The sequence below is a fragment of the Achromobacter sp. CSND-B12 genome (assembly GCF_052906545.1).
On the sequence record NZ_JBREGJ010000001.1, the window covers coordinates 2,192,009 to 2,215,829 of the forward strand.

At 67.3% G+C, this 23,821-nt stretch carries 18 protein-coding genes; 10 read left to right on the plus strand and 8 right to left on the minus strand.

Features of this window, described 5'->3' with window-relative positions; genetic code table 11:
- Nucleotides 1-2: 2 nt before the first annotated feature.
- From asnB to coq7, 7 genes are all read right to left on the minus strand, one after another.
- Entirely contained in the window at nt 3-1,934 is a 1,932-nt protein-coding gene (asnB, locus tag ACUTAG_RS10250) for an asparagine synthase (glutamine-hydrolyzing) (RefSeq protein WP_148317201.1), read from the minus strand.
- A gap of 46 nt (nt 1,935-1,980) precedes the next feature.
- Nucleotides 1,981-3,126 (minus strand): glycosyltransferase family 4 protein, encoded by a 1,146-nt coding sequence (locus ACUTAG_RS10255; protein WP_054445942.1) that lies wholly within the window; start codon nt 3,124-3,126, stop codon nt 1,981-1,983.
- Nucleotides 3,127-4,476: a murein biosynthesis integral membrane protein MurJ gene (gene murJ, locus ACUTAG_RS10260; RefSeq protein WP_026384811.1), complete on the minus strand. Its 1,350-nt coding sequence runs from the start codon at nt 4,474-4,476 to the stop codon at nt 3,127-3,129.
- Nucleotide 4,477: 1 nt separating this feature from the next.
- On the minus strand, nt 4,478-5,503 hold the full coding sequence (locus tag ACUTAG_RS10265) for an SDR family oxidoreductase (protein ID WP_054445943.1): 1,026 nt from the start codon (nt 5,501-5,503) through the stop codon (nt 4,478-4,480).
- Between the two features lie 12 nt (nt 5,504-5,515).
- Nucleotides 5,516-6,793, minus strand: coding sequence for a Vi polysaccharide biosynthesis UDP-N-acetylglucosamine C-6 dehydrogenase TviB (gene tviB / locus ACUTAG_RS10270; RefSeq protein ID WP_102964953.1), 1,278 nt, complete (start codon nt 6,791-6,793; stop codon nt 5,516-5,518).
- 96 nt (nt 6,794-6,889) lie between these two features.
- Nucleotides 6,890-7,993, minus strand: a complete 1,104-nt coding sequence (locus ACUTAG_RS10275; RefSeq protein WP_006385888.1) for an MraY family glycosyltransferase — start codon at nt 7,991-7,993, stop codon at nt 6,890-6,892.
- Nucleotides 7,994-8,802: 809 nt separating this feature from the next.
- The gene (gene coq7 / locus ACUTAG_RS10280) at nt 8,803-9,480 is read right to left on the minus strand and encodes a 2-polyprenyl-3-methyl-6-methoxy-1,4-benzoquinone monooxygenase (protein WP_187378275.1); all 678 of its coding nucleotides are present in this window, start codon (nt 9,478-9,480) and stop codon (nt 8,803-8,805) included.
- Nucleotides 9,481-9,596: 116 nt separating this feature from the next.
- On the opposite strand from coq7, the gene ACUTAG_RS10285 reads away from it, so the two are divergent.
- From ACUTAG_RS10285 to ACUTAG_RS10300, 4 genes are all read left to right on the plus strand, one after another.
- Nucleotides 9,597-10,037 (plus strand): OsmC family protein, encoded by a 441-nt coding sequence (locus tag ACUTAG_RS10285; RefSeq protein ID WP_006385886.1) that lies wholly within the window; start codon nt 9,597-9,599, stop codon nt 10,035-10,037.
- 50 nt (nt 10,038-10,087) lie between these two features.
- Nucleotides 10,088-11,059: a thymidylate synthase gene (locus tag ACUTAG_RS10290; RefSeq protein ID WP_020926295.1), complete on the plus strand. Its 972-nt coding sequence runs from the start codon at nt 10,088-10,090 to the stop codon at nt 11,057-11,059.
- A 397-nt stretch (nt 11,060-11,456) separates the two neighbouring features.
- Nucleotides 11,457-13,520 carry a putative bifunctional diguanylate cyclase/phosphodiesterase gene (locus ACUTAG_RS10295; RefSeq protein ID WP_020926294.1) on the plus strand — a complete coding sequence of 688 codons (2,064 nt, stop codon included), beginning with the start codon at nt 11,457-11,459 and terminating at the stop codon, nt 13,518-13,520.
- Nucleotides 13,521-13,634: 114 nt separating this feature from the next.
- Nucleotides 13,635-14,120 carry a dihydrofolate reductase gene (locus ACUTAG_RS10300; protein ID WP_020926293.1) on the plus strand — a complete coding sequence of 162 codons (486 nt, stop codon included), beginning with the start codon at nt 13,635-13,637 and terminating at the stop codon, nt 14,118-14,120.
- 69 nt (nt 14,121-14,189) lie between these two features.
- On the opposite strand, the gene ACUTAG_RS10305 is transcribed toward ACUTAG_RS10300, so the two are convergent.
- The gene (locus tag ACUTAG_RS10305; RefSeq protein ID WP_054518365.1) at nt 14,190-15,608 is read right to left on the minus strand and encodes an aminotransferase-like domain-containing protein; all 1,419 of its coding nucleotides are present in this window, start codon (nt 15,606-15,608) and stop codon (nt 14,190-14,192) included.
- A gap of 172 nt (nt 15,609-15,780) precedes the next feature.
- On the opposite strand from ACUTAG_RS10305, the gene ACUTAG_RS10310 reads away from it, so the two are divergent.
- The 6 genes from ACUTAG_RS10310 (at nt 15,781) to ACUTAG_RS10335 (ending at nt 23,818) form a co-directional block, all read left to right on the plus strand.
- A complete protein-coding gene (locus tag ACUTAG_RS10310; protein WP_187378276.1) occupies nt 15,781-17,106 on the plus strand; it encodes an aspartate aminotransferase family protein in 1,326 nt (441 codons plus the stop codon).
- Nucleotides 17,107-17,204: 98 nt separating this feature from the next.
- On the plus strand, nt 17,205-18,701 hold the full coding sequence (locus ACUTAG_RS10315) for a CoA-acylating methylmalonate-semialdehyde dehydrogenase (protein ID WP_026384808.1): 1,497 nt from the start codon (nt 17,205-17,207) through the stop codon (nt 18,699-18,701).
- Nucleotides 18,702-18,779: 78 nt separating this feature from the next.
- Nucleotides 18,780-20,285, plus strand: coding sequence for a M81 family metallopeptidase (locus tag ACUTAG_RS10320; RefSeq protein ID WP_026384807.1), 1,506 nt, complete (start codon nt 18,780-18,782; stop codon nt 20,283-20,285).
- 84 nt (nt 20,286-20,369) lie between these two features.
- Nucleotides 20,370-21,935 carry an ABC transporter substrate-binding protein gene (locus ACUTAG_RS10325; protein ID WP_026384806.1) on the plus strand — a complete coding sequence of 522 codons (1,566 nt, stop codon included), beginning with the start codon at nt 20,370-20,372 and terminating at the stop codon, nt 21,933-21,935.
- A 26-nt stretch (nt 21,936-21,961) separates the two neighbouring features.
- The gene (locus ACUTAG_RS10330) at nt 21,962-22,903 is read left to right on the plus strand and encodes an ABC transporter permease (RefSeq protein ID WP_006385877.1); all 942 of its coding nucleotides are present in this window, start codon (nt 21,962-21,964) and stop codon (nt 22,901-22,903) included.
- A 9-nt stretch (nt 22,904-22,912) separates the two neighbouring features.
- Nucleotides 22,913-23,818 (plus strand): ABC transporter permease, encoded by a 906-nt coding sequence (locus ACUTAG_RS10335; protein ID WP_006385876.1) that lies wholly within the window; start codon nt 22,913-22,915, stop codon nt 23,816-23,818.
- The last annotated feature ends 3 nt before the right edge of the window (nt 23,819-23,821 follow it).

Below are 23,821 nucleotides of genomic sequence, written 5' to 3' on the forward strand. Positions count from 1 at the left end.
CGTCAGCGACTCCCAACCGTTCCTCCCTGTTTAGCGTCCGCGCGATAGCGGTCCAGCCAGGCCTGCATCATCAGCACCCCCCACAGGTGGCTGTCCCAATTGCGATGTCCGGACACGTGCTCGCGCCACTTGCGCAGGATGGGCTCGGGCTCGAACCAGCCTTCCTGGCGCAGGCGCGCCGGGTCCAGCAGCGCTTCGGCCCAGTCGCGCAGCGGTCCGCGCAGCCAGGCCGCCAGCGGCACCGCAAAGCCGCGCTTGGGCCGGTCCACCAGCGCCTGCGGCACATGGCGGTACAGCACATGCCGCAACAGCCACTTGCCGGTGGCGCCGCGCACCTTGTAGTGGTGCGGCAGGCTCCAGGCGAATTCATAGACGCGGTGATCGATCAACGGCACGCGGGTTTCCAGGCTCACCGCCATGGCGGCGCGATCGACCTTGACCAGGATGTCGTCCGGCAGGTAGGTCACGGTATCGAGCTTCATCATGGACTCGAAGGTGGACCCGCGCATCGCCTGCGCGAATTCGGACACCGGCTCCACGCCGCCCTTGACCACCCGGGCCGGATCCGACCAGTACGACACGAACAGGCGGTAGAAATCGCCGCGCGAGTCGGCGCGCAGCAGCTCGCCCAGCTTGCCGACCTTGCCGCGCCAGGCGCCGCGTCCCGGCAGATGGGTCGAGGCGCTGAGCAGCGCGCCGGCCGGCGTGCGCAGCAGCGACGGAATGCGTTCGCACTTTTGCCACCAGTTGTTGACGCGGAAATAGCGCGAATAGCCGCCGAAGAGCTCATCGCCGCCGTCGCCCGACAAGGCCACCGTGACATGCTGGCGCGCCATGCGCGTCACCAGCGAGGTCGGGATCTGCGACGAATCGGCGAACGGCTCGTCGTACATGTCGGCCAGTCCGGGCACGACCGCCAGCGCATCTTCCGCTGTGACATAAAGCTCGGTATGGTCGGTGCCCAGGTGCGTCGCAACCGCCTTGGCGTGCTGCGCCTCGTCGTAGCCCTTTTCATGGAAGCCGATGGCGAAGGTGCGCACCGGTTGCGAACTCTGGGCCTGCATCAGCGAGACGATGGTGGACGAATCGATGCCGCCCGACAGGAAGGCGCCCAGGGCCACGTCCGACAGCATCTGGCCGCCCACGGCCTTGGACAGCACGCCTTCCAACGCATCGGTCGCCTGCGCGTCCGAGTCGAACGACAGCAACGATTGCGCCGCGGTATCGGCCGCTTCCCGCGCCGACCAGTACACGCGGGGCTCGGGCATGCGGCGGCTGCGGGTGTCATCGGCGGTGAACTCGATCCAGGCGCCCGGGGGCAGCTTGGCGATGCCTTCGTAGATGGATTGCGGCGCCGGAATGTAGTTGTGCCGCATGAACGACGCCAACGCGTTGCGGTTCAGGTTGCGACCGAATCCGGGAATCGGCGTCAGCCCCTTGAGTTCCGATGCGAACACCAGCTCGGCGCCCGAATAACCGTAGTACAGCGGTTTTTCGCCCATGCGGTCGCGCGCCAGCACCAGTTTGCGCGAGGCGCGGTCCCACAGGGCGATGGCGAACATGCCGACCGCCGCTTGCAGCGTGGCTTCGATGCCCAGCGCGGTGAAGCCGGCCAGCAGCGTCTCGGTATCGGAGTGGCCGCGCCAGGACGGCGCCAGGCCCGATGCCTCGAGCTGCTGGCGCATGTCCATGTGGTTGTAGATCTCGCCGTTGAACACCATGACGTAGCGGCCGCAGGCCGACACCATCGGCTGGTGGCCGGCCTCGGTCAGGTCCTGGATCGCCAGGCGCACATGCGCCAGCGCCAGTTCGGCGCCGGCATCTTCCCAGAAGCCATTGCTGTCCGGCCCGCGGTGGCGGATGCGACGGCAGCTTTCCGCCAGCACTTGCGCCTTATTGCCCAGGGGGCCCCAAATTCCGACAATTCCACACATGATTTCAGGTTCTCGTGGTCACCGCAGCAACGGTGTAGCGCGCGGCCTAGCGGCCCGATCCGCGCACACCGTCAAAAAGTTCTTCCCATAGGCCCAGCACCCGCCCGGCGGAAAAGCGCTCGCGCACCGCCGTGGCCGCCTCGGCCATGCGCAGGCGGGCGGCCTCGTCGCCCATCACCGCGCCCAGCTCGCGGCACAGCGCGTCGACATCGCCGTTAGGCCGCACCAGCACGCCGTCCACCCCTTCGCGCACGATTTCGCGCGGCCCGGTATCGCAATCGAATGCCACCGCGGCCAGCCCGCTGGCCATCGATTCCAGCAGCGTATTGGACAGCCCCTCGAAGCGCGACGTCAGCACGTACAGGTCGGCGCTCTGGTACCAATCACCCACGTTGCCCGCGCGCCCCGGCAGGCTGACCCGGTCCTGCAGGCCGGCCTCTCGCACCTGCGCCTGCAGCGCGCGGCGTTCGCCGCCCTCGCCCAGGATAACCAGATCCCAGTCCGGATGCGACGGGGCCAGCCGGGCATATGCCTGCAGCAGCAGGTCGAAGCCCTTGTCCGCGTGCAGCCGCCCCACCGCCAGCAGGCGCCTGCGACCATCGTTCGAAGCCGGCGCCAGCACGGGTTCGCCCTTGGGCAGCGGCCAATGCACCGGGTTGGGGATCACCGCCAGCCGCGATCCCGGCACATGCTGTTCGATCCATTGCGCGGTGCCGCGGGTCAGGGCCACCACGCGCGCGGCGCGCGGATAGGTCAGGCGGCGCAAGCGCTGCCAGAAGCCCGACAAGGTCTGCGACGGCGGATGGGTATGTTCCGTGGCGACGACGCGGCACGCCAGGCCGGTGGACGCCAGCACCGACAGCACGGACGCCGTGGTCATCATGCCCAGCACGATATCGGGCCGGAACGCCTTGATCACGCGCCGTAGCGCGCGCACCCGCTGCACATTGCTCCAGATGCCGCGCAGCCCGCCGCCCTCGCCCGCGGTATGCAGCACCTCGCGCCGCACCTTGGGGTGCAGCGTGTAGACATCGCCGTCGGCGCTGGCCTGCGTCACCACCATGACCTCGCGCCCCATGCCGGCCCAATGCGCGCTCAGGTCGGCGGCGACCCGTTCGGCGCCGCCGCCGTGCAGCGAATGGATGAACAGCAGCACGCGCAACGGGCGGCCGGAGTCGGAAACGGCGGGCATTCAGTCGGCCTCTTTGGGTTCGGCGCGGCGCAGGGCCACCACCAGGTAGCAGGCATAGGACAACACGTACATCAGGCTGGTGGCCAGCATGATGCCGGCGGCGCCCATCCTGGGCGCCAGGACGGTGTTGAGCGCCGCCTTCAGCGCAAAATTCCCGACCGCGATGGCGGCCATGATGCGATAGCGGTTCTGGCTGGCCAGCAGCTGCACCAGGATCAGCACGCCGAAATAGAACGGCAACTGCAACAGGCCCCAGCGCAGCACGTGCGCCACGGCCTCGGTGTTCTCGGCGGTGAAGGCGCCGCGCTGGAACAGCACCGACACGCCCCACGGCGCCAGCACCCAGCCCACTGCCACCGCGGCGGCGCCCGCCGCCACCATCAGCACCGACCATTTCAGCGCCATGCCGCGCGCGCGCGCCGTGTCGCCGCGTGCCTGCACGTCGGCCAGCACCGGCAGCGCCGCGCGGCCCACCGACACCGCGCCGATGCCCAGCAACAGCGACAGCAGTCGGCTGGCGTAGCCCAGCGTGGCGTTGGCATTGGCGCCCAGGTTGGCGGCGGCGTATTGGTCCAGCGGGCCGACGAAGCTCATGGCCACCTGGCCGATCAGCATCACGCCGGCGGCGCTCATCAGTTCGGGCCAGTGCGGCGATTGCAGGGTCAGCCTGGGCGCGCCCCAGAAACCGCCGTCGGCGCGCGCCGCCAGCCAGGCCAGCCAAACGGTCTGGATCGCGTAGCCGACCAGCGTGCCCCACAGCAGCGGCCCGACGCTCTCGGCGCTGGCGGCCAGCATCACCCATGCCAGGGTCGCCACGGCCGGCACGCTGTCCAGCAGGGTATTGACGTGACGCTCGTGCGAGCGCAGCCGCGCGGCGCTGATGCCGGCGACGAGCAGCAATGCCGCCACCGGCGCGAAGGCCAGCAGCAGTTCGCCGGTCATCTCGCCGACGCGCGCCGACAGGCCTTGCCCCAGCGCGCCAAGCACGTGGGGCCAGGCGAACCAGGTCAGCGCGGCCAGCGCAACGCCCGCCGCCGCCACCCAGCCCTGCAACTCACGGATGAACTGCTCGCGTTCGGCGTCCTCGGCGCGGCGCAGCCGCACCAGCACCGGAATCAGCACCACCGACAGCACGCCCACGATGGTGACCGGCAGCCAGGTGGCCATGGTCATCGTGAACTGGTAGGCGTCGACGGCGTCGCTGACGCCGTAGCGGTACGCCACCGCCATCTCCTTGATGGCGCCGGCGGCCTTGCCCAGCAGCAGGAACACCGCCACCCGGAACGCGCCTTTGAAGATGCGCTGGTGGTCCGGGTGGATGCTGCCGAGTTTGCGGATAAGTGCTTTCAAATCAACGCAGGAATTGCGTGTACCAGGGCATCGCCACTTCCAGGCCCTGCAGCACCGTGTGCGTGGGCTGGTAGCCCAGCAGGCGGCCGGCCTTGCTGACGTCCGCCTGCGAATGGCGCACGTCGCCGGCGCGGAAGTCGGCGTAGACCGGCTTCTTGGCATAAGCCACGCCCTGGTTGCCCAGCGCCTTCACGAGGAATTCGAACAGCTGGTTCAGGGTGCTGCGGCCGCTGACCGCCACGTTGTACACCTGGTTGCGGCCCTCGGCCGGCGCCATGGCGGCCAGGATGTTGGCCTGCACCGCGTTGTCGACGAAGCAGAAATCGCGGCTGGTCTCGCCATCGCCGTTGATGGTGACGTCCTGCCCCTTGATCATCGCCGCGGTCCACTTCGGGATCACCGCCGCATAGGCGCCGTCCGGATCCTGGCGCTTGCCGAACACGTTGAAATAGCGCAGGCCGACGGTCTCGAAGCCATAGGAGCGCGCGAACACGCTGGCGTACAGCTCATTGACGTACTTGGTGACGGCATAGGGCGACAGCGGATTGCCGATGTTCTCCTCGACCTTGGGCAAGGCCGGGTGGTCACCGTAGGTCGAGCTGGAAGCCGCGTAGACGAACGACTTGACCTCGGCGTCGCGCGCGGCGACCAGCATGTTCAGGAAGCCGCCGATATTCACCTCATTGGTGGTGATCGGATCTTTCAGCGAACGCGGCACCGAACCCAACGCCGCTTGGTGCAGGACGAAGTCCACGCCCTGCGTGGCACGGCGGCAGGCTTCCAGATCGCGGATATCGCCCTCTATGAAAGAGAAACGCGCCCACTGCTCGGCCGTGACCGAGCCGCGAACTTCGTCCAGGTTGCGTTGGTGGCCCGTGGCGAAGTTGTCCAGGCCGGTGACGGTCTGGTCCAGCTTCAGCAGGGTCTCCACCAGGTTGGAACCGATGAAGCCGGCGCAGCCGGTAACCAGCCACTTGCGCGGCGCGGCCGTCAGTTCCCGCGAAACAGTCTCGAAACGTGTGGTCATGCGACGTCCTCCTTACAGGCGCAGATCGGATTCGGCGGGCGACAACACGTACTTCAGGTCATAAAGAATGTGTTCCGGCTTGCCCAGCTTGCGGATGCCCTCGGCGCCCATGTCCTTGAACTGATGGTGCGCCACGGCCAGGATCACGGCGTCGTACTTGCCCTGTTCGAGCTTGGCGACCGGCGTGATGCCGTATTCATGCACCGCCTCTTCGGCTTCCACCCACGGGTCGTACACGTCCACATCGACGTTGTAGTCGCCCAATTCCTTGACGATGTCGACGATGCGGGTGTTGCGCAGGTCGGGGCAGTTTTCCTTGAACGCCAGGCCCATCACCAGCACGCGCGCGCCCTGCACGTGGATGCGGCGCTTGGTCATGGCCTTGACCAGTTGCGACACCACGTAGCCGCCCATCGAATCGTTCAGGCGGCGGCCCGCCAGGATGATCTCGGGGTGGTAGCCGATCGACTGCGCCTTGTGCGTCAGGTAGTACGGATCGACGCCGATGCAGTGCCCGCCCACCAGGCCCGGGCGGAACGGCAGGAAGTTCCACTTGGTGCCGGCGGCCTGCAGCACCGCTTCGGTGTCGATGCCCATCTTGTTGAAGATCAGCGCCAGTTCGTTGATCAGGGCGATGTTGACGTCGCGCTGGGTGTTCTCGATCACCTTGGCCGCTTCGGCCACGCGGATGCTGGAGGCCTTGTGGGTGCCGGCGGTGATGATCTGCTTGTAGAGCTGGTCGACCAGTTCGGCCACTTCCGGCGTCGAACCCGAGGTGACCTTCCTGATGGTGCTGACGCGGTGTTCCTTGTCGCCCGGGTTGATGCGCTCGGGGCTGTAGCCAGCATAGAAGTCAACGTTGAACTTCAGGCCCGACACGCGCTCCAGCACGGGCACGCAGTCTTCCTCGGTGGCGCCGGGGTAGACGGTCGATTCGTAGATGACGATGTCGCCGCGCTTGAGCACCGCGCCGATGGTCTCGCTGGCCTTGACCAGCGGCGTCAGGTCGGGCTGCTTGTATTCATCGATCGGCGTCGGCACGGTGACGATGAAGACGTTGGCCTGGCCCAGCTCGGCGCGGTCGGCGGTATAGGTCAGTTGCTTGGCTTCGGCCAGTTCGGCGTCGCTGACTTCCAGCGTGTGATCGTGTCCGGCCTTCAGCGCCTCAATGCGGCGCGTGTTGATGTCGAAGCCAATGACCGAGCGCTTCTTGCCGAATTCCACCGCCAGCGGCAGGCCGACATAGCCCAGGCCGACGACTGCGAGTTTCACATCCTGAATACGCAACATAACTCTCCCTTCACCGTAAGACGATTACGGCATTCAAAAATGGTCGGGGTGATGGATAACCGAGCCCCCGGCGGCGATCACCGGGGCGCCCAAAACCTAGTCTGCCCGCAGCACGGATGGCAGCAACAGCCATCCCGGACGGCGCCAGGAGACCAGCCGCGCATACAGCCAGATGTAGACGCTGGCGAACACCACCAGGCTGGCGCTGAGCACCCAGGCGTTGTCCCACCAGATGGTGGCCGGCACCAGGCCGATCAGGGCCAGCACCCACATGTAGGGCGACGCCAGGGCGTTGCACAACGCCGGCACCGCGTGGCGACGGCCGCGGCTGAAGGTGACGCGCACCAGGCGGCGAAAGACCAGTTGGTGCAGGTGCAGGGCGTCCGGCTGGTCCACCGGCACCCCGCGCTTGAAGCGGCGGCGCCAGATGGAAAAGCCGGTTTCGAATACGGGGTAGAACAACACCGCCAACGCGTAGAACGGCGACACCGACGGATTGCGCACGACCAGCAGCACGGCCAGTTCAGCCAGCATGAAACCGAGGAAATACGCGCCCCCATCGCCCAGGAAAACGCGCCCGAACGGGAAATTCCAGACCAGGAAGCCGAGCGTCGCCGACGCCAGCGCCGCCGCGACCATGAAGATCGGCACATCGCCCACCTGCAGCGCCACCAGGCTGATGGACACCGCCATCAGCGTGGCGATCATGCCGGCCAGACCGTTCATGCCGTCGACGATGTTCAGGGCATGGGTACAGCCGCCCACGGCGAACATGGTGAAAATCAGGGAAACGGGCCAATACGACAGGACGTAGTCCACGGGCGCCATGCCGACCCGGCTGACGCCGCCCAGCAGCCACCAGGCGATCGCGGCCGACGCGAAGGCCGCCAGCAGGCGCTTGCTCGCGCCGATATCCTTGGTGATGTCTTCGAGCAGGCCCGCCACGAATACAGGCAACGCCGACACGAACAAGGCCGGCCACAGCCAGGTCAGGGTCATGTTGTCGGGGCCGAGCACCAGCAGGCCCATCAGCGTGCCCGCCAGCACGGCCAGTCCGCCCACGCGGGGCGTGGCGCGAGAGTGATTCGCTTGCGGTTTGTTCAGATCGCTGTCGCCGGTGAAGGCGCCATGCCAGCGCTCCGACGCCACGATGAGTCCTCCCACCATGAACGCGACCACGCAAATGTACAGCCAGGTCACTGGGTCACCTCGGGTTGGTCTATCGAGACAGGCCCGCCATTATCAATGGCAGGTGTAACGCCCATATATGGGAGGGATAAGGAAGTGCAATTCACCGGGACAGAACGTAACGTCCGCGCTCCGGACCCGTGCACAAGCCGAACCCCGCTATGACGGGGCCGGCCAGCAACGCGACCGCAGACGCGCGGAAAGACCGAATTCATGAATCGATTGTAGAGCTTTCCGCCCCGACACACGCGAAATATCCAAGGGGAAACACGGAGACGATGGCGAAGCGATTTCCGCGGGTTACGGCCACCCGCCGGCGGGATCACGCGCCGACGCCTCGAACAAAAAGGGACAGTTCAAATGCGCTCAAAAAAAAGCCCGAGATCGTGAGATCTCGGGCTAAATCCACCAAAGGAGGAGGGTGGAGGAGACAACCGTGGCATGTTGGGAGCGTTTCGCTCGCTGCGCTGTCGGGGTTTGGCACCGCGCCGACTGCGTTTCAACATCCGATGAGATGCATAGTATCGGTTTTTTTTGTGCGTTGCAAGAATTTTTTTAGAGCAGTCGCGTTGTCCGATGTTGCGTTGCATTTTTGCCGCAACGTCGCGCCTCCCTCCCCGGAAAGCCGCACCCAGCAATGCGTTGCAAAAATGGAGGGTTATTGCCGAACGGGTTAACCCCTTGCGGAATTACCCTAGCCACGATCGGGTTATCCCGCCCTATGATTTGCACCGGAAAGGTGCATGCGGCACCAATATGCGGCAAATATTGCGCACTGCAACATTCTGATGCCGTGCCTTGCCGGCGCTGCGCGGGCAGTCCTAGATCCGGTACGCGGTGGTGGTCATGACCTTGGACATGGCGCGCATGGCGGCCTTGACCGGCCAAGGCAGCGGCACGCCGCCGGCAGCCTCGGCGCTGGCGCGATGCTGGGCCTCGTCGTCCTTCATCTTCTGCACGATCTGGCGGGAACGGGCGTCCTGCTCCGGCAGCGTCCGCAAATGCCCTTCCAGGTGCGCCTCGACCTGCTTTTCGGTTTCGGCCATGAAGCCCAGGTTGCGCGGCGCGCCCGCATAGCCGGCCAACAAGCCCAGCGCGAACGAGCCGGCGTACCAGACCGGGTTCAGCAGGCTTGGGCGGCTGCCCAGTTCGGTCAGGCGCTGGTTGCACCAGACAAGGTGGTCGACTTCCTCACCGGCGGCCTCCAGCAACAAGTTGCGCGGCCCCGGCTCGCGGCAGACCGCGGCCTGCCCGCGATACAGGGCCTGGGCGCAGACCTCGCCCACGTGGTTCACCCGCATCAAGCCCGCCGCGTGACGCTTTTCCTGCGCCGACAGGGTATCCGGCGCCTCCTCGGCGGTGGCTGGGTTGGGGCGACCGGCGCTGGCGCTGCCGGACAACACCCGCAGGGCCCGGTCGGCTTCGGCCAGCAGGGCATCCAGCGGGCTGGCGCGGCGCAGGAAGGCAGCGGGACCGGATCGAGACAGCGTGAGGGACATAGACGACTCCTGAATGGGGCACACACCCCTCATCCGGGGTGGGACTCTCGTGCCTGGAATTGTACGCAACGGGTATCATCAGCCATTGACTGCGCTCAAGCACAAGGACCTGACAAATGGAATGCACGATCGACTGGGGCGGCCCCAACGGCATGCTCTTTACCGCCAGCACCGGCAGCGGCCACGTGGCCGTGATGGACGGCGCCGTGGACGGCGGCGGCCACAATCTGGCGCCGCGTCCGATGGAAATGCTGCTGGCCGGCACCGGCGGCTGCACCGCCTATGACGTCGTGCTGATCCTCAAGCGTGGCCGCCACGCCGTGACCGGCTGCAGCGTCAAGCTGCAGGCCGACCGCGCCGATGTCGACCCCAAGGTGTTCACGCGCATCCACTTTGCCTTCACGGTCACCGGCCGCGACCTGCCGCGCGCCGCGGTCGAGCGCGCGGTGCAGTTGTCGCACGAAAAATACTGCTCGGCATCCGCGATGCTCGAAAAAACCGCCGAATTGACGTTTTCGGTGGACATCGTCGACACCCGGGACGCCGCCGCTGCCTAGCGCGCCCCGGCCGACACGCCGCCATTTCAGCCTTTTCTGATTCTGTACCCATGAAACAATACCTGGACCTCGTTCAATCCATCCTGGACACCGGCGCGTGGCAGGAAAACCGGACAGGCATACGCACGCTGAGCATGCCGGGCGCCTCGCTGCGCTTCGACCTGCAGCAGGGCTTTCCGGCCGTGACCACCAAGAAGCTGGCCTTCAAGTCCGCCATCGGCGAAATGGTCGGCTTCCTGCGTGGCGTGCGCAGCGCCGCCGAGTTCCGCGAACTGGGTTGCAAGGTCTGGGACCAGAACGCCAACGAAAACGCCCAGTGGCTGGCCAACCCCTACCGCGAAGGCCCGGACGACCTGGGCCCGGTCTATGGGGTGCAATGGCGCCAGTGGCCGGCCTACAAGCTGCTGGACGCCGATCGCGACGGCCAGATCGCCGACGCCCTGGGCCGCGGCTACACCAAGGTCGCGGACCTGCAGGAAGGCGGCGCGTCCAAGGTGCTGCTGTACAAGGCGGTCGACCAGTTGCGCCAGTGCCTGGACACCATCCACGAACGGCCGGGCGACCGCCGCATCCTGTTCCATGGCTGGAATTGGGCGCAGATCGAGGAAATGGCGCTGCCGCCCTGCCACCTGCTCTATCAGTTCCTGCCGAACGCGACCACCCGCGAAATCTCGCTGTGCCTGTATATCCGCTCGAATGACGTCGGGCTGGGCACGCCGTTCAACCTTACCGAGGGCGCGGCCCTGTTGCACCTGGTGGGTCGACTGACCGGCTACACGCCGCGCTGGTTCACGTATTTCATCGGCGATGCCCATATCTACGAAAACCACCTGCCGATGCTGCGCGAGCAACTGACGCGCACGCCGCTGGAAGCCCCGCGCCTGGTGCTGTCCGACCGCATCCCCGATTTCGCCCAGACCGGCCGTTACGAGCCGGAATGGCTCGAGAAGGTCGAGCCCGGCGATTTTTCGCTGGCCGGATACACGCACCACGCGCCATTGACGGCGCCGATGGCCGTCTAGAACCCACCGCCGGCATTTCGCGGGTCGCGTGCGGCCGCCATCCGGCGCCGGGCGCGCCCCCGTCCGGCGCAAGTGAAGATTGGTGAGCTTCTGGAAGCCCGTTTTCGGTATAACCCATCCCTTAGCCCCGGACGCGCGTCCAGCAAGCCGTGCGCGCCGTTGCTTCCGAACGGCCCATGCCGCGCCGTGCCTGGCCCTCGCCGCGTAACCGGGCAGTCCGTCCGGTCCGCCGCCCGCCTGCAGTGCCGCGCCGCCCCCCCATCCAGACAAGAGAGTACGTGAATCGCCAGCATCGACAGCAGGATTCCCTTGCGGCCCAGTTGCAACTGTTGACTACTAATTGATTTGAATTGAGGCCGGCGCGGCGGCTGTATGCGCTCAGGACAGGACCCCAAAAATGCTCGTTGGAACATATAACCCTTCGCTCGTCCTCGTATCCCTAGGGGTCGCCATCCTGGCGTCGTATACGGCGCTGGGCATGGCCAACCGCGTGCGGGCGGCGAGCGGGCTGCCGGCGGCGCGCTATTGGCTGGGCGGCGGCGCGCTGGCGATGGGCATCGGCATCTGGTCCATGCACTTCGTCGGCATGCTGGCGTTCAACCTGCCCATTCCCATGGGCTACGACCTGCCGCTGACCGTGCTGTCGCTGGCCATCGCCATCGGCTGCTCCGCCTTCGCGTTGTGGATCGTCTGCAAGGACGACCTGCCCTGGGCCCGCCTGCTCAGCGGCGCCCTGCTGATGGGCGCGGGGATCGCCGCCATGCACTATATCGGCATGGCCGCCATGCGCATGATGCCGGGCATCGTCTACGACCCCGCCTGGTTCGCCCTGTCCATCGCCATCGCGGTGGCGGCCTCGGGCGCGGCGCTCTGGATCACCTACCGCCTACGCCACGACGGGCCGCGGGTGGCGCTGTCGCGGCCGCTGGCGGCCGTGGTCATGGGGCTGGCGATCGTCGGCATGCACTACACCGGCATGGAAGCCGCGGGCTTTCCGGACGGCAGCATCTGCATGGCGGCGGACGCCGGCATTTCGGCCGGCTGGCTCGCCATCGCGGTCACCGCCGTCACCCTCAGCGTGCTGGCCATCGCCCTGGTGGTGGCGGTGCTGGACAACCGCCTCGAAGCCCGCACCTCGGCGTTGGCCTCGTCGCTGGCCGAGGCCAACGAGGAACTGGTGCAGCTGGCGCTGCACGACACGCTGACCAAGCTGCCCAACCGCATCCTGCTGGAAGACCGGCTGGAACAGGCCATCGAAAGCGCCAGCCGCCGCAAGGGCTATTTCGCAGTGCTGTTCTTCGACCTGGACGGATTCAAGGCGGTCAACGACGCCTACGGCCACCATACCGGCGACGCCCTGCTGATCGACCTGGCCCAGCGCATCCGCCAGACCCTGCGCACCCAGGACACGGTGGCGCGCCTGGGCGGCGACGAATTCATCGTGCTCAGCGAAGTGGTGGAACCTACCGACGCCGCCAATGTGGCCGACCGCCTGATCGAAGCCATCGCGCGGCCGGTGATGGTGTACGGCCACGAGGTGCTGGTGACCTCCAGCGTCGGCATCGCCATCTACCCGAATGACGGCGAGGACACCCATGCGCTGCTGACCAACGCGGACGCCGCGATGTACCACGCCAAGCGCCTGGGCGGCACCGGCTACAGCTTCTTCGAGCCGTCGATGAACGCCGACGCGCATGAACAGATCGAGCTGCTGCACGACCTGCGCCTGGCGCAGGAACGCGACCAGTTCGTGCTGCACTACCAGCCCAAATACGAGGCGCCGGCCGGCCCCATCATGGGCGCTGAGGCCTTGCTGCGCTGGAACCACCCGACCCGCGGCCTGGTGGGTCCGGACCAGTTCATCCCCACGGCGGAAAAGACCGGGCTGATCCTGTCGATCGGCGAATGGGTCATCAATGAAGCCTGCCGCCAGATGCGCGAATGGATCAACGCCGGGCAGGGCCACTGGACCATCGCGGTCAACATTTCCGCGCTGCAGTTCGCCCACGCCAGCCTGGTCGAGACCGTGCGCACCGCGCTGGCGCGGCACGATGTGCCACCATCCTGCCTGACGCTGGAAGTGACCGAATCGACCGCCATGCGCGACGCCGAAGCCAGCCTGACCGTGCTCAAGCGCCTGTCGGGACTGGGCGTGACCATTTCGATCGACGACTTCGGCACCGGCTACTCCAGCCTGCTGTACCTCAAGCGACTTCCCGCGACCGAACTGAAAATCGACCGGGGTTTCGTCAACCAGCTGGAAAACGACAACGAGGACGCTGCCATCGTTTCGGCCATCGTGGCGCTGGCGCAGCAGTTGAATCTACGCATCGTCGCCGAGGGGGTGGAGACCGCGGCCCAGCAGAAGTTCCTGACCGGGCTGGGGTGCGATTCACTGCAGGGCTTCCTGCTGGGCAAGCCGATGCCGGCCGACGAATTCCTGGAACACGCCGCGGGCTGAATCCAGGCCAGCCGACCCGCGCGGCCGGGCGAATCCCCGCCCCGCGTGCCAAATTTGCTACGCTTGGAATCTTCCCGCCGGCGCCGCCGGCCGCCTCCTTGCGTACCTGTCCGAATGCCCGCCAGCCTGACCCTGATCGTCGCCTATTCCACCAATCGCGCCATCGGCCGCGACAACGCCCTGCCCTGGAAACTGCCGGGCGACCTGGCGCACTTCAAGCGCAGCACCTTGGGCCATCCGATCATCATGGGCCGCAAGACCTGGGATTCGCTCGGCCGCCCCCTGCCCGGCCGCGCCAATATCGTCGTCAGCCGCAACCCGGCCTTCGAGGCCGCCGGCGCCACCGTGGTGCCGACACTGGAGGCCGCCATCGCCGCCTGCGGCGACAGCGCCGAGGCCTTCGTCATCGGCGGCGCGCAGATCTACACGCAGGCCCTGGCGCTGGCCAGCCGCGTCCTTGCCACCGAGGTCCATGCCGAGGTCGAGGGCGACGCCTTCTTCCCCCTGCTGCCCGGCTTCCAGTGGCGCGAAACCGCGCGCGCGGCGCAGCCCGAGGAAAACGGCTACCGCTACGATTTCGTGACGTACGAACGCGCCTGAGCCGCCCCGCCCGGGCGTGGTGGCTGCCATCGCGGTGCCAACGCCGCGCCGCCCCCCCGGGACAGCAGGCTAGGCCGCGCCCTCATTGCGCATGAAGCGCCACAGCGCCGGCGCTTCCGAGTACGCCACGTTGAAGCGCACCCAGGGCGTATCAGCCTCGTCCGCCTCAAAGTACGACCCCGGCGCCAGCCAGATGCCGTCCTTCAATGCCAGGCCGGCCAGGCCGTTGGCGCCCCGCTCACGCCACTGCCCGGCCACCTTGGCCCACAGGAACAGCCCGGCACGGGGCTGCGCGTAGATCTCGAAACCGTGTTGCGCCATCAATTCGGCCACCGTGGCGTGCGCCTGCGCCAGCCGCTCGCGGGTGCGCTCGATGTGCGCCCGGTAGCGTCCTTCGCGGATGACCTGGTGGACGATACGCTCCATGATTTCCGGCGAGGTCAGGCCCACTGCCATCTTGGTGCGGGCGATGTCGCGCGCCAGGTCGCGGTGCGCGACCACGTAGCCGACCCGCACCGACGGGCTGATGACCTTGGAATACCCGCCCAGGTAGACCACCCGCCGGCCGCCATCGAGCGCCGCCAGCATGGGCGTGACGCCCGGCGCCAGTTCACGCGAAATGTCGTCCTCCACCACCCACAGCCCATGGCGCTCGGCCAGTTGCAGGATGCGGAAGGCGTTGGCCATGCTGATGCTCGCGCCAGACGGATTCTGCAAGGCGGTGTTGACGAACAGCGCGCGCGGCCGGTGCTGCGACGCGGCCTGCTCCAGCGCCTCGCAGTCCAGGCCGTCCAGCGTGCGCGCCACGGGCACCACGCGCAGTCCGGCCAGGCGCAGCATCTGCAGCAGATTGGCGTAGGCGGGTTGCTCGACCAGCACGGTGTCGCCGGGCCGCAGCAGCGTGCGGATCACCATGTCCAGGCCGTGCGTCACGCCCTGGGTCAGCAGCACCTGCGACACTTCGACTTCCATGCCCTGGGCGCTGAGCGTGGCGGCGATGGTCTCGCGCAGCGGCGCATAGCCATAGGGATGGCCGTAGTTGGCGATGCGCATGGCCGGCACCCGGCCCATATGGCGCAGCGCCATGTGCAACCCTTCCTCGTTGAGCCACTCGCCCGGCAGCCAGCCGCAGCCCGACTTGATGGGGATGGAATGGTCCGCGAAGATATCCGACAGCAGCCAGGCCGCGTTCAGCCGCGGCGGCTCCCAGGATTGCGGCGCGCCCCGGCGCGGCGGCGCGTCGGGCGCGGCCACCCGATAGCCGGCGCCCGGGCGCGCCGCCAGCCAGCCCAGTGATACCAGGCGGTTGTAGGCGCTGGCCACGGTGAAGGTGCTTACCTGGTACTGGCGCGCGAAGTCGCGCACCGAAGGTAGGGACATACCCGGACGCAGCGACTGGGCTTCGATGGCGCGCAGCACGGCCGCCACCACCTGGTCCACCAGGGTCGGCGCCTGGCCACGGGCCCGCACGGGCTGGAAATCGATCACGGCGCTACGCTATCTGTACAGTTGCCATGCCTGCAACTATACAGTTAGCCCGGTTTGCGCGGATTGTATATTTTCATTCGCGGCCGGACGTACCAGAATCAATCGCATCCCGCCGGCCGCCCGCCCGAAACGCGCGCAGGCTCCGGCACTTGTCCTTCCCCCTGGAGCCGCCATGAACGCCCCCGCCGAGTTGCCCGACCTGTCCCATCTCTGGATGCCTTTCACCGCCAACAAGCAGTTCAAGGCGCATCCCCGCATGCTGGCGTCGGCCAAGGGCATGTACTACACCTCAGTCGACGGCCGCCAGGTGCTGGACGGCACCGCCGGCCTGTGGTGCGTCAACGCCGGCCACGGCCGCCAGGAGATCGTCGAGGCGATCTCGCGCCAGGCCGGCACCATGGATTACGCCCCCGGCTTCCAGCTGGGCCACCCGCTGGCCTTCGAGGCCGCCACGGCCGTCGCCAGCTTCATGCCGCAGGGCCTGGACCGCGTGTTCTTCACCAACTCCGGTTCCGAATCGGTCGACACCGCCCTGAAGATCGCCCTGGCCTATCACCGCGCCCGCGGCGAAGGCCAGCGCACCCGCCTGATCGGCCGCGAGCGCGGCTACCACGGCGTGGGCTTCGGCGGCATCTCGGTCGGCGGCATCTCGACCAACCGCAAGACCTTCTCCGGCGCGCTGCTGCCCGCCGTCGACCACCTGCCCCACACCCACAACCTGGAGCAGAACGCCTATTCCAAGGGCCAGCCGGCCTGGGGCGCGCAGCTGGCCGACGAACTCGAACGCATCATCGCGCTGCACGATGCCTCGACCATCGCCGCCGTCATCGTCGAACCGATGGCCGGTTCCACCGGCGTGCTGATCCCGCCCAAGGGCTACCTGGAAAAGCTGCGCGAGATCACGTCCAAACACGGCATCCTGCTGATCTTCGACGAAGTCATCACCGCCTACGGCCGCCTCGGCGCGGCCACCGCGTCGGAATTCTTCGGCGTGACGCCGGACCTGATCGCGATGGCCAAGGGCGTCAGCAACGCCGCCGTGCCCGCGGGCGCGGTCGCGGTGCGCCGCGAGGTGCATGACGCCATCGTCAACGGCCCGGCCGGCGGCATCGAGTTCTTCCACGGCTACACCTATTCGGCCCACCCGCTGGCGGCCGCCGCCATCCTGGCGACGCTGGACATCTACCGCCGCGAAGACCTGTTCGGCCGCGCCCGCAAGCTGTCCGGCGCCTTCGAGCAGGCCGCCCACAGCCTGAAGGGCGCGCCGCACGTCATCGACGTGCGCAACCTGGGCCTGGTGGCCGGCGTCGAACTGGCGCCGCGCGCCGGCGCGCCGGGCGCGCGCGCCGCCGAAGTGTTCCAGAAGTGCTTCGACAGCGGCCTGATGGTGCGCTACACCGGCGACATCATCGCCGTCTCGCCGCCGCTGATCATCGACGAGGCCCAGATCGGCCAGATCTTCGAGCAGATCGGCAAGGTGCTCAAGGAAGTCGCGTAACCCCCCGGCGCGGCGCAGGCGCCGCGCATCGCACACAACGGCGGGCGGCCCCGGGCCGCCCTCCGGCGTTTTCAAAGAACCCCGCTCCGAGTTTTCCCATGAAGAAGAACCTCTCGCACTACATCAACGGCCAGCCCTACGATGGCCGCAGCAACCGCTACGCCGACGGTTTCAACCCGGCCACCGGCGAGATCATCACCTCCGTGCCGCTGGCCTCCACCGATGAGGTGGCACTGGCCGTGGCCGCCGCCAAGGCCGCCTTTCCGGCCTGGTCGGAAACCCCCGCGCTCAAGCGCGCCCGCGTGCTGTTCAACTTCAAGGCGCTGCTGGACAAGCACCAGGACGAACTGGCCGAGCTGATCACGCGCGAGCACGGCAAGGTGTTCTCGGACGCCAAGGGCGAAGTGATGCGCGGCATCGAGATCGTCGAATTCGCCTGCGGCATTCCTCATCTGTTCAAGGGCCAGTATTCCGACCAGATCGGCGGCGGCATCGACAACTGGAGCATGCGCCAGGCGCTGGGCGTGGTGGCCGGCATCACGCCGTTCAACTTCCCGATGATGGTGCCGTGCTGGATGTTCCCGGTGGCCATCGCCTGCGGCAACACCTTCGTGCTCAAGCCGTCCGAACGCGATCCCTCGGCCTCGCTGCGCCTGGCCGAGCTGCTGACCGAAGCCGGTCTGCCGCCGGGCGTGTTCAACGTGGTGCACGGCGACAAGCAGGCCGTGGACGCGCTGATCGCGCACCCCGACGTCGAGGCCCTGTCTTTCGTCGGCTCGACCCCGATCGCCGAATACATCTACGCCGAAGGCACGCGCCGCGGCAAACGCGTGCAGGCCCTGGGCGGCGCCAAGAACCACCTGGTGGTGATGCCCGACGCCGACCTCGACCAGGTCACCGACGCGCTGATGGGCGCGGCCTACGGCTCGGCCGGCGAACGCTGCATGGCGATCTCGGTGGCCGTGGCGGTGGGCGACGTGGCCGACAAGGTCATCGAACGCCTGGTCCCGCGCGTCAAGGCGCTGGTGGTCAAGGACGGCATGCAGGGCGACGCCGAAATGGGCCCGCTGGTCACGGCGCAGCACCGCAACAAGGTCATCGGCTACATCGAGGACGGCGTCGCCGCCGGCGCGGAGCTGGTGGTCGACGGCCGCGGCCTGAAGGTGCCGGGCGCCGAAAAGGGCTTCTTTCTGGGCGGCACGCTGTTCGACAAGGTCAAGCCCACGATGAACATCTATCGCGAAGAGATCTTCGGACCAGTGCTGTGCGTGGTACGCGTGCCCGACTTCGCCGCCGCGGTCGAGCTGATCAACGCCCATGAATTCGGCAACGGCGTGGCCTGCTTCACGTCCGATGGCGGTGTGGCGCGTGCCTTCGCCCGCCAGATCAAGGTGGGCATGGTCGGCATCAACGTGCCGATCCCGGTGCCGATGGCCTGGCATTCGTTCGGCGGCTGGAAGCGTTCGCTGTTCGGCGACCACCATGCCTACGGCGAAGAAGGCATCCGCTTCTACTCGCGCTACAAGAGCGTGATGCAGCGCTGGCCGGACAGCATCGCCAAGGGCGCGGAATTCACCATGCCGGTGGCCAAGTGACCATGTAGACGCGTTCACCGCCCCGAGCCGCCAGACGGCCGGGGTTTTGCCGAAAGACACACAACAAGGGGAATCCTGATGCGCATCGGGATCGGCGGCTTTCAGCATGAAACCAATACCTTCGCGCCTTCGCGCGCGGCCTGGGAAGACTTCGCCGACAAGGGCGGCGGCTGGCCCAAGCTGGTCAGCGGCCCGGCGATGTTCCAGGCCGTGGCCGGTGCCAACATTCCGGTGGCCGGCTTCATCGAGGCCATGCAACAGCACACGCTGCTGCCGGCCACGTGGGCCGCGGCCAGCCCGTCCGGACCGGTCACCGAGGATGCCTTCGAACGCATCAGCGCCCTGATCCTGCAGGGCCTGCAAGCGGCCCTGCCGCTGGACGGCGTGTACCTGGACCTGCACGGCGCCATGGTCACCGAGCACCTGGACGACGGCGAAGGCGAACTGCTCAAGCGCGTGCGCGCGCTGGTCGGCCCTGACGTGCCGGTGGTGGCCAGCCTGGACCTGCACGCCAACATGACAGCGGCGATGGTGCGCCACGCCGACGCGCTGGTCTGCTACCGCACCTATCCGCACATCGACATGGCCGAGACCGGCCAGCGCGCCGCCGCGCTGCTGGCGCGGCGCCTGGCCGGCGCGCCCCGTCCCTGCGTGGCGCTGCGACAGTTGCCCTACCTGATTCCGCTGTGCTGGCAATCGACCGACATCGAGCCGGCGCGCAGCCTGTACCAGATGGTGGGCGACATCGAGGCGCGCGGCGCCCAGAGCGTGTCGCTGGCCACCGGTTTTCCGGCGGCGGATTTTCCCGATTGCCTGCCCGCGGTATGGGCCTACGGCGCCACCCAGGCCGAGGCCGACGCGGCCGCCGACACGCTGGCGCGCGCGGTGCTCGATGCCGAACGGGATTTCGGCGGTACCCTGTATTCACCCGATGACGCGGTCACGACCGCCATGCGGCTGGCGCGCGAGGCCAACGCGCCGGTGGTCATCGCCGACGCGCAGGACAACCCCGGCGCCGGCGGCAGTTCCGACACCACGGGCCTGCTGCGCGCCCTGATCCGCCACCAGGCGCGCGATGCCGCCATCGGATTGATCGTCGATCCGGAAGCGGCGCTGGCCGCGCACCGCGCCGGCGTGGGTAAATCGGTCCGCATTGCATTGGGTGGACATTCGGGTATTCCCGACGACGAACCGCTGGACGCCGAGTTCATCGTGGAGAAAACTTCGGATGGGCGCTTCGATACGCATGGCGCGTTCTACCGCGGCTTCCATATGGACCTGGGCCCCAGCGCCTGCCTGCGCACCGGCGGCGTGCGCATCGTGGTGGCGTCCAACAAGGTGCAGATGGCCGACCAGGAGATGTTCCGCTTCGCCGGCATCGAGCCGCGCCGCGCGGCGATCCTGGCGGTGAAAAGCTCGGCGCATTTCCGTGCCGACTTCACCCCCATCGCCCACGCCATCCTGGTTTGCGCCGCGCCGGGATCGATGCTGATGGATGCGGCAAAACAACCATGGACACGGTTGCGTCCCGGTATCAGAATGGCGCCTTGCGGCCCGGTCTTTGCCGGCGCCGCAACCGACTGACCCTCGCACGCCGCGCCCGGGGCGCGGCGCGTCAACGACGTAGCGGCAATCCGCGCCGCTCACTACGCATAGAAGGGGAATTTCATGCTCAAGTTCGTCCGCGCGGCCGCGTTCGCCGGCGCCACCCTGCTGATGGCCCATGGCGCCTACGCAGACACCGTCATCAAGGCGGTGATGCATTCGCCGCTGCGCCTGACCGATCCGCACGCCACCACCGCGTACATCACTACGTGGCACGGCTACATGATCTACGACACCTTGCTGGCCACCGACGCCGACAACAAGATCCAGCCGCAGATGCTGGAAAAGTGGGAGGTCTCGGCCGACGGCAAGACCTACACCATGACGCTGCGCCCGGGCCAGAAATGGCATGACGGCAAGCCCGTCACGGCCGAGGACTGCGTCGCGTCGATCAAGCGCTGGGCCGCGGGCGACGGCATGGGCCGCACGCTGCTGAAATTCACCGACAAGATCGAAGTCATCGACGACAACAGCTTCCGCATCGTCATGAAGGAACCCACGGACCTGGCGCTGCGCGCCCTGTCCAAGCCCACCGGCACCGCGCCGTTCATGATGCCCAAGCGCATCGCCGAGCTGCCCATCGGCCAGCCGATCACCGACATGACCGGCTCGGGTCCGTTCAAGGTCATCGAGTTCAAGCCGGGCGTGAAGACCGTCTACGCCAAGAACGCCGACTACGTGCCGCGCAAGGAACCCGCCAGCGGCCTGGCCGGCGGCAAGGTGGTGAACGTGGACAAGGTGCAATGGGATGTGATGCCCGACGCCCTGACCACCGCCAACGCCCTGCTGGGCGGCGAAATCGACTTCGTCGAGCAGTTCCCCTATGACCTGCTGCCGATGATCGAAGGCAACAAGGACCTGAAGGAAGAGTCGCTCAGCCCGGTCGGCTACTTCACGATGTACCGCTTCAACTTCAAGTACCCGCCCTTCAACAACAAGAAGATCCGCCAGGCCGCGATGTACGCCATCGGCCAGGAAGACGTGATGAAGGCGCTGGTGGGCAATCCCAAGTACTGGAAGACCTGCGCCTCGCTGTGGGGCTGCGGCACGCCGCTGGAATCGGACATCGGCAAGGACGTGGTGGTGCCCTCGAACATCGAGAAGGCCAAGGCCCTGCTGAAGGAAGCCGGCTATGACAACACCCCGATCCTGGTGATGCACGCCACCGACGTCGGCACGCTGTCGGCCCAGCCGGTGGTGATGGCCCAGGCGCTGCGCAAGGCCGGCTTCAACGTCAACCTGGCCGCGATGGACTGGCAGAGCGTGGCGACCCGCCGCGCCTCCAAGGCGGCGCCGGCCGAAGGCGGCTGGAACATCCACAACACCAACTGGTACGCCACCGACGTGATGGACCCGGTGCGCTCGGCCCCGGCCGCGGCCAACGGCGACAACGCCTGGTTCGGCTGGCCCGACTTCCCCCAGGTCGAGGAACTGCGCACCAAGTTCGCGCTGACCTCCGATCCGGCCGAGCAGAAGAAGATCGCCGATGAATTGCAGCGCATCGGCATCGACGAGGGCCTGTACGTGCCGCTGGGCCAGATGTCGGTGCCCACCGTGTACACCGCCAAGCTCTCGGGCCTGGTGCATGCGCCAGTGTTCGCGTTCTGGAATGTGAAAAAAGCCCCTTGACGGGCAAGTAGTTCAGGGGGAAATACATGCTGGCATTCGTCTCACGCCGGCTCCTCGCGACCATCCCCGTTCTGGTGATGGTCGCGGTGGTGGTCTTTGCGATATTGCGTTTGAGCCCGGGTGATCCGGCCATCATCATGGCCGGCGACGGCGCCACGCCCGAGCGGATCGAACAGATCCGCCAGACGATGGGCCTGGACCAGCCGATGGCCAGGCAGTTCTTCATCTGGGGCGGCAAGCTGCTTCAGGGAGACCTCGGCACCTCGCTGATGTCCGGCGTGCCCGTGACCCAGCTCATCGGCCAGCGCCTCGAACCGTCGTTGAGCCTGGCGCTGTTGACGCTGGTCTTCACGCTGATCGTGGCGATCCCGCTGGGCGTGCTGGCGGCCTGGCGCCAGGGCCGGCTGCTGGACCGCGCGGTCATGGGCTTTTCGGTGCTGGGCTTCTCGGTGCCGGTGTTCGTCACCGGCTACCTGCTGATCTGGGCCTTCGCCATCAAGCTGGGCTGGTTCAACGTGCAGGGCTACACGCCGCTGGCCAATGGCTTCTGGCTGTTCCTGCATCGGCTGATCCTGCCGTCGCTGGCGCTGTCCACCGTGTACATCGCCCTGATCGCGCGCATCACGCGCACCAGCGTCATCGAGGTGATGGGCGAGGACTTCATCCGCACCGCGCGCTCCAAGGGGCTGACCGAGACCGGCGTGCTGCTGGGCCACGCGTTGCGCAATGCCGCGGTACCCATCGCCACGGTGGTGGGCCTGGGCATCGCGCTGCTGATCAGCGGCGTGGTGGTGACCGAATCGGTGTTCAACATCCCCGGTCTGGGCCGGCTGGTGGTCGAAGCCGTGCTGGCGCGCGACTACCCCGTGATCCAGGGCCTGACGCTGTTCTTCGCCTTCGTCTACGTGTTCATCAATCTGGTTGTCGATTGCGCCTACACGGTGTTCGACCCCCGTATCCGATACTGAGGCCACGCCATGCAAACGCCAACCGACGCCGCTGCGCAAGCGGCCGCCGATCTTCCCGGCGGCGGCACGCCCCACGTCACCGCCTGGCGCCAGATCCGCCAGGGCCTCAAAAGCTGGCCGGTGATGCTGGCCCTGGTGGTGCTGCTCATCATTGTCGCCATCGCCCTGTTCGCCCCGCTGCTGGGCACGGTCGACCCGACGTCCATCAATCCCGGCGCGCGCCTGAAGCAGCCGTTCACCGATTACCTGTTCGGCACCGACGCCTTCGGCCGCGACGTCTGGTCGCGCGTGGCCTACGGCGCGCGCGTCTCGCTGATCGCGGGGCTGGGCGCGGCGGTCATCAGCGTCACCATCGGGCTGGTGGTCGGCGTCATCGCCGGCTGGTTCCGCTCGCTCGACGGCATCATCATGCGCACCATGGACGCCATCATGGCGATCCCCGGCATCCTGTTGGCGATCGCGCTGGTGTCGGTCACCGGGGCCAGCCTGATGACGGTGCTGGTGGCCATCACCATCCCCGAGATTCCACGGGTGGTGCGGCTGGTGCGCGGACAGATCCTGACGGTGCGCGGCGAGCCCTACGTCGAAGCGGCGCTGGCGCTGGGCACGCCGCTGCCGCTGCTGCTGTGGCGCCACATGGTGCCCAGCACCATCGCGCCGCTGACCGTGCAGGGCACGTATGTGTTCGCTTCGGCCATGCTGACCGAGGCCATCCTCAGCTTCCTGGGCGCGGGCATCCCGCCCGAGATCGCCTCCTGGGGCAACATCATGTCCGAAGGCCGCATGTACTTCCGCATGCTGCCCGGCCTGATCCTGTTCCCGGGGCTGTTCCTGTCGCTGACCGTGCTCAGCGTGAACATCCTGGGCGACGCGCTGCGCGACGCCCTCGATCCGAAAATGGTGCGCAGGATCTGATGC

Excerpts from the sequence above, each read along its gene's own strand:
- ACUTAG_RS10310 (WP_187378276.1), top strand. The coding sequence starts at position 15,781 with ATGAACGCCCCCGCCGAGTTGCCCGACCTGTCCCATCTCTGGATGCCT.
- ACUTAG_RS10265 (WP_054445943.1), bottom strand. The coding sequence starts at position 5,503 with ATGACCACACGTTTCGAGACTGTTTCGCGGGAACTGACGGCCGCGCCG.
- asnB (WP_148317201.1), bottom strand. The coding sequence starts at position 1,934 with ATGTGTGGAATTGTCGGAATTTGGGGCCCCCTGGGCAATAAGGCGCAA.
- ACUTAG_RS10285 (WP_006385886.1), top strand. The coding sequence starts at position 9,597 with ATGGAATGCACGATCGACTGGGGCGGCCCCAACGGCATGCTCTTTACC.
- ACUTAG_RS10255 (WP_054445942.1), bottom strand. The coding sequence starts at position 3,126 with ATGCCCGCCGTTTCCGACTCCGGCCGCCCGTTGCGCGTGCTGCTGTTC.
- ACUTAG_RS10315 (WP_026384808.1), top strand. The coding sequence starts at position 17,205 with ATGAAGAAGAACCTCTCGCACTACATCAACGGCCAGCCCTACGATGGC.
- ACUTAG_RS10335 (WP_006385876.1), top strand. The coding sequence starts at position 22,913 with ATGCAAACGCCAACCGACGCCGCTGCGCAAGCGGCCGCCGATCTTCCC.
- ACUTAG_RS10330 (WP_006385877.1), top strand. The coding sequence starts at position 21,962 with ATGCTGGCATTCGTCTCACGCCGGCTCCTCGCGACCATCCCCGTTCTG.
- ACUTAG_RS10295 (WP_020926294.1), top strand. The coding sequence starts at position 11,457 with ATGCTCGTTGGAACATATAACCCTTCGCTCGTCCTCGTATCCCTAGGG.
- coq7 (WP_187378275.1), bottom strand. The coding sequence starts at position 9,480 with ATGTCCCTCACGCTGTCTCGATCCGGTCCCGCTGCCTTCCTGCGCCGC.
- ACUTAG_RS10290 (WP_020926295.1), top strand. The coding sequence starts at position 10,088 with ATGAAACAATACCTGGACCTCGTTCAATCCATCCTGGACACCGGCGCG.
- tviB (WP_102964953.1), bottom strand. The coding sequence starts at position 6,793 with ATGTTGCGTATTCAGGATGTGAAACTCGCAGTCGTCGGCCTGGGCTAT.
- ACUTAG_RS10325 (WP_026384806.1), top strand. The coding sequence starts at position 20,370 with ATGCTCAAGTTCGTCCGCGCGGCCGCGTTCGCCGGCGCCACCCTGCTG.
- ACUTAG_RS10300 (WP_020926293.1), top strand. The coding sequence starts at position 13,635 with ATGCCCGCCAGCCTGACCCTGATCGTCGCCTATTCCACCAATCGCGCC.
- ACUTAG_RS10320 (WP_026384807.1), top strand. The coding sequence starts at position 18,780 with ATGCGCATCGGGATCGGCGGCTTTCAGCATGAAACCAATACCTTCGCG.